Below are 5168 nucleotides of genomic sequence, written 5' to 3'. Positions count from 1 at the left end.
GGATCGCTACTGAGAGCATGGCTAGCGGTTGGCTGCCAGCTGCATGGTGATGCAATGCAGACTGCCGCCCTGGCGGATCAACGGTCGGCAATCGACCGGCTCGATGCGGCGGCCGGGAAAACAGCTGGCGAGGCGTTCGCAGGCGATGGCATCGGCTGGATCAGCGTAGACCGGCACCAAAACGGAGCGATTGGTGATGAGGAAGTTGGCATAGCCCGCCGGCAGGCGCTGGCCGTCGTCGTCGTGGATGGGCGCCGGCTGCGGCAGCGCGACCAGACGATAGGGTTCGCCGTTGCGCTGGCGTAACCGGCGCAGTTCGGCGGCGAGTTGCTCTAGCACCGGGTGGTCGGCATCCGCGGGGTCGCTGCTTGCCGCATAGCCGATCGTCCGCGCATCGCAGAAGCGCGCCAGGGTGTCGATGTGGCCGTCGGTATCGTCGCCGCTGAGCTGACCGTGTTCGAGCCAGAGGAAGCGCTCGATCCCGAGTCGGATGCGCAGCTCGTCCTCGATGGCAGCCTGGCTCCAGCCTGGATTGCGCTGTGGATCGACCAGGGTGCGGCGCACCGCGAGGAGGCTACCGGCGCCGTCGCTCTCGATGGCGCCGCCTTCGAGCACCAGCGCACTGGACTCAAGGCATTCGTCGCCGGCAAAGACGGTGGCGGTGATCCGATCGTCGAGCGCGGCCGGATACTTGCCGCCCCAGCCGTCGAAGCGAAAATCGATCAGGCAGCGCTGGCCGCTGGCGCCGTCGATGACGCTGATCGGGCCGTGATCGCGCGCCCAGGTGTCGTTGCTGGGGGCGATCGCAAACCGGATGCGCGCGACGCTGGACGCCGACAGTTGCGCCTGGATCGCGGCCCGGTGTGGCGCATCCCGGCAGACGATCAGCACCTCCTGATCGCGGCCGATCAGTGGCACGAGCCGCTGGTAGACGCGCTCGACGGCGTCGAGCTGCCGGGCCCAATCGGTGCCGGGGTGCGGCCAGGTCAGCATGATCGCCGCTTGCGGTTCCCATTCGGCGGGGAGGCGTTGCATGGGCCGGGCGATCCTCGCGCTCATTGCGGATCGCCTTGCTGCAACGGGCTTTCAATGTCACGCGCCCAGCCCTTCGCCAGTTCCACCGCGCGATGCCAGCGCTGGAACAGCTGCTCGCGTTTGGCTGCATCGAAGTGCGGGCGATAGCGCACATCCAGCGCCCACTGCTCGGCGATCTCCGCGCGGCTCTCCCAGAAGCCGACCGCGAGACCGGCCAGATAGGCGGCGCCAAGCGCGGTGGTCTCGACGATGCTCGGCACCTCGACCTTCACGCCAAGGATGTCGGACTGGAACTGCATCAGCACGCTGTTCACCGCAGCGCCGCCATCGCAGCGCAGCTCCTTCAACGTGATGCCGGAATCGCGCTGCATCGCCTCGATCACATCGCGGGTCTGATAGGCCATGCTCTCGAGCACCGCGCGGGCCACATGGCCGCGACTGGTGCCGCGCGTGAGGCCGATCAGCAGCCCGCGCGCGTAAGGGTCCCAATGCGGGGCGCCGAGCCCGGTCAGCGCCGGCACGAAATAGACGCCCTCGTTCTCGGGCACCGCGTGCGCCAGCTCGCGGGTCTCGTTGGCGTGGTCGATCATCTTCAGCCCGTCGCGCAGCCATTGCACCGCCGCGCCAGTGACGAAGATCGCGCCTTCGAGCGCGTACTCGACCGGTTCGTCGCCGATCCCCCAAGCGATGGTGGTGAGTAGCTGCTCGTGGCTGGTCACCGCCTCGGTGCCGGTGTTCATCAGCACGAAGGAGCCGGTGCCATAGGTGTTCTTGGCCATGCCGCGCTGGTAGCAGGCCTGGCCGAACAGGGCCGCCTGCTGGTCGCCGGCGATCCCGGCCACCGGGATACCGCGCGTGCCATAGAACATCTGCGGATCGGTCTCGCCATAGATCTCCGATGAGGGGCGCACCTCGGGCAGCATCGCCGCCGGGATCTCCAAGAGCGCGAGCAGCTCCTCGTCCCAGCGCAGCTCACGGATGTGATAGAGCAGGGTGCGCGAGGCGTTGGAATAATCGGTGATGTGGCGCTTGCCGCCGGTGAGCCGGAACACCAGCCAGGAGTCGATGGTGCCGAAGCAGATCTCGCCGCGCTCGGCGCGCGCCCGCAGGCCGGGGATGTGGTCGAGCATCCACTTGACCTTGGTGGCGGAGAAGTAGGGATCGATCACCAAGCCGGTCTTACGCTGGATCAGCTCGCCGAGGCCGCGCGCCTTGAGGTCGGCGCACTCGTCGGCGGTTCGTCGATCCTGCCAGACGATGGCGCGCGCGACCGGCTTGCCGCTGGCGCGCTCCCAGAGCACTGCGGTCTCGCGCTGATTGGTGATGCCGATGGCCTGGATCGCGTCCGGGACGATAGCGCCGGCGCGCAAGGCATCGGCGATCACCTTCATGGTGACGGCAATGATCTCCTCGGCATCGTGCTCGACCCAGCCCGCTTGCGGATAATACTGGGTAAATTCGGAGTGGGCGCGCCCGCGGATCGCGCCAGCATGGTCGAAGAGCAGCACCGTCGTGCCCGTGGTGCCCTGGTCGATCGAGAGGATGACGCCGTCTTTCATGGCGATGATGGGTGAATCTCCGAAGTGCTCAGGACGGTGTCGGCGATGGTAAGCGATTCGCGCATTGGCTGGATATGCGCTCGCCGTTGGCGCCTCGCTGGCCGGACCCGAGCCAGTGTCGACCATGGTGTTCGGCGCGTTTTGCCCGCCGAGCAGGCGGCACGGCTAGATCTCGCAACCGAGCGCGGCCAGATAGGCACGCGCGCTCGCGTCGACCGCGAAGGCCCGCGCGCGCGCGCGCAACAGCGCTGGCGCCGGCGGCCGCGCCAGCGTCTCGCCGAGCGCCCTGGCCAGGGCCCGATGGTCCCCGACCGGCACCAATGCCTGCGGACAGCAGGCGCCGAGGATCTCGCGCGGGCCGGACGGACAATCGGTGCTCACCGCGGGCGTGCCGCAGGCCAGCGCCTCGACCAGCACGATGCCCAATCCCTCCCAGCGCGAGGTCAGCGCAAACACCGCCGCTTGGCGCATGTATGGGTAGGGATTGGCGACGAAGCCGGGCAGATCGAGCGCCTCGGCGACACCGAGATCGGACGCCAGCGCCAGCAGGCGCTCGCGCTGACGTCCGCGCCCGAGGATCAGTAGCCGACAAGGGCGTTCGGCCCGTACCAGCGCGAAGGCGCGGATCAGGGTGGCGAAGTCCTTGCGAGCGCCGAGTTCGCCGACCCCGAGGATCAACGGCGGCGCGTCGGAGGCAAGCCAGGGATGCGCGATCGGTTCCCGCGCCAAGCGCTCCAGCCGCGCCGAGACGATGGGACTATGGGCGACCTGGATGCGCGTGCGCTCGACGCCGAACCGTTCGACCAGGTCGGTGGCGACGCCGTCCGAGGGCACGATGAGACGATCGGCGAACCGATACAGCAGGCGGATCGAGGCGCGCTGCAACCAGCGTTCGAGCAGACCGCGACTCGCGAGATTGACCGAGACCGTGGTGCCGAGGCGCACGGCAAGAACGCTCGGGCGGCGCGCCAGCCCACGCGCCAGGATGGCGATGCGGTTGACGCGGTCCTTGTCCGAGAGCAGGGCGCGCGGGCGTTCGCGTTTGAGGTAGCGCACCAGCGCGGGCAGGGCGGTATTCACATGCGAGCAGCCGAGATCGATGCAGCGCACGCCTTCAGGAACAGGCTCAAGCCGTGGTCCGTGCCGACGCACCCGCAGCAGATCGACCCGCAGCCCCCAGGCCGCCCACTGCTCGATCAGGTTGACGAGGATCCGGTCGACGCCGCTATGGCCGGAGGTGGCGGCGAAGATCGCAATGCGCCCGACGGTGGTTGCTTCGCGGCGCGCTAACATTAGAACCCTTCGCCCCGATTTGCCGATACGGCCATTGCGTTGGACCTGGGCTGGTCGACGAGTGGCGTCCGGCGATCAGTTCGAACGGCCATATCCGCCGCGTCGAGCGCGGCGCCGGCGGCCGTTTCCGGCCTTGCCGGACGCAACCCCAGCACCTGCGCATAATGCGCGGCGCTGCGCCCTGGATCGAAGCGTTCGGCGCCCGCGCGCAGGCGCTCGGCGGGCAGCGGCGCCGCGAGCACCGCGCGCATGGCTTCGGCCAAGGCGACGGGATCATCGACCGGCACCAAGGGCCCGAGGCGGCCCTCGTCGAGGATCTCGCGCGGGCCGCTTGGACAGTCGGTCGAGACGCAGGGCGTGCCGAGCGCGAGGGCCTCGATGAGGGCGTTACTCGAGCCCTCGAACAGCGATGAGCAAACGAACTGGTCGGCGACGGCGACGTAGCGAAACGGGTTCGACTGATAGCCGAGCAATTCGAACCGATCCGCCACCCCGAGTCGCGTTGCCAGCGCCTGCAGCCGATCATGCTGGCCGCCACTGCCGCAGATCATCAGACGTGCCCCGAGCGCGGGCGGTAGCAACGCGAAGGCCCGCAGCAACAGACCGAAATGCTTGGCGCGCACCAGACGGCCGACGCTGACGATGACCGGGCCGGACTTCTGTTTGAGCCAAGGATGCGACATCGGCGCGCTGGCAAGACGGGCGATGGCCTCGGCATCGACCGGATTGAGGATGGTTTCGATGCGCGGTTGGCGGCGGTCTTGGGTCGGTCCCCGACTCAGCATGCGCCGCAAGGCGGCACTGACCCCGGACGAGTTGCCGATGAGCAGGTCGGCTTGCCGATAGAGCGCGGCGAGCCGCCAGCGGTTCCAGGTCGCGGTCCAGGGACTGTTGCGCTTGAGCCGCTCCGGCACATTGGTGCCGATGCGAAAGGCGGTGAAGGGGCGCTCGCCGGCAAGCGCCCGTCGCATGAGCAGTTTATGGCTCTGATCCCGGTTGCTGAGGATGGCCTCGGGCCGGCGCTGGCGCAGATACTCAAGCAGCGTGGCTTCGGCGGGCCTGAGTGGATCGAGATCGATGACGAACCGATTGACCTGACCCCGGAGCGCGTGCAGGTCTGGATGCTCCGCGCACGGTAGCAGCAAATCGATCTCGATGCCCAGCTCGACCAGGGCGTCAATCAGCGTCGTCATCACACGCCCGACGCCACCGCTGCCGTGGCGGAAGCCGATCATGGCCAGTCGCCGGCGCGGCGCGCTCGTGCTCGCCGGCGTGAGTGCT

Annotated in this window: 4 protein-coding genes; all 4 read right to left on the bottom strand. The window is 68.5% G+C overall.

Features of this window, described 5'->3' with window-relative positions; genetic code table 11:
- Positions 1 to 21: 21 nt before the first annotated feature.
- Positions 22 to 1035, bottom strand: a complete 1014-nt coding sequence (locus ACLFQI_RS11420) for an agmatine/peptidylarginine deiminase (RefSeq protein WP_410759434.1) — start codon at positions 1033 to 1035, stop codon at positions 22 to 24.
- Positions 1036 to 1055: 20 nt separating this feature from the next.
- Positions 1056 to 2594, bottom strand: coding sequence for a glycerol kinase GlpK (gene glpK, locus ACLFQI_RS11415; protein WP_410759433.1), 1539 nt, complete (start codon positions 2592 to 2594; stop codon positions 1056 to 1058).
- A 165-nt stretch (positions 2595 to 2759) separates the two neighbouring features.
- Positions 2760 to 3887 carry a glycosyltransferase gene (locus ACLFQI_RS11410; RefSeq protein ID WP_410759431.1) on the bottom strand — a complete coding sequence of 376 codons (1128 nt, stop codon included), beginning with the start codon at positions 3885 to 3887 and terminating at the stop codon, positions 2760 to 2762.
- Positions 3887 to 5168: glycosyltransferase (locus tag ACLFQI_RS11405; protein ID WP_410759430.1), on the bottom strand; the 1282-nt coding region annotated here is incomplete at its 5' end. The genes ACLFQI_RS11405 and ACLFQI_RS11410, both read right to left, overlap by 1 nt.

It is taken from the genome of Halochromatium sp., from assembly GCF_046541315.1.
GTDB lineage: Bacteria > Pseudomonadota > Gammaproteobacteria > Chromatiales > Chromatiaceae > Lamprobacter.
The sequence above is the reverse complement of the archived record's forward strand: the minus strand, read 5'-3'. Positions and strand labels throughout refer to the sequence as shown.

Excerpts from the sequence above, each read along its gene's own strand:
- ACLFQI_RS11420 (WP_410759434.1), bottom strand. The coding sequence starts at position 1,035 with ATGCAACGCCTCCCCGCCGAATGGGAACCGCAAGCGGCGATCATGCTG.
- glpK (WP_410759433.1), bottom strand. The coding sequence starts at position 2,594 with ATGAAAGACGGCGTCATCCTCTCGATCGACCAGGGCACCACGGGCACG.
- ACLFQI_RS11410 (WP_410759431.1), bottom strand. The coding sequence starts at position 3,887 with ATGTTAGCGCGCCGCGAAGCAACCACCGTCGGGCGCATTGCGATCTTC.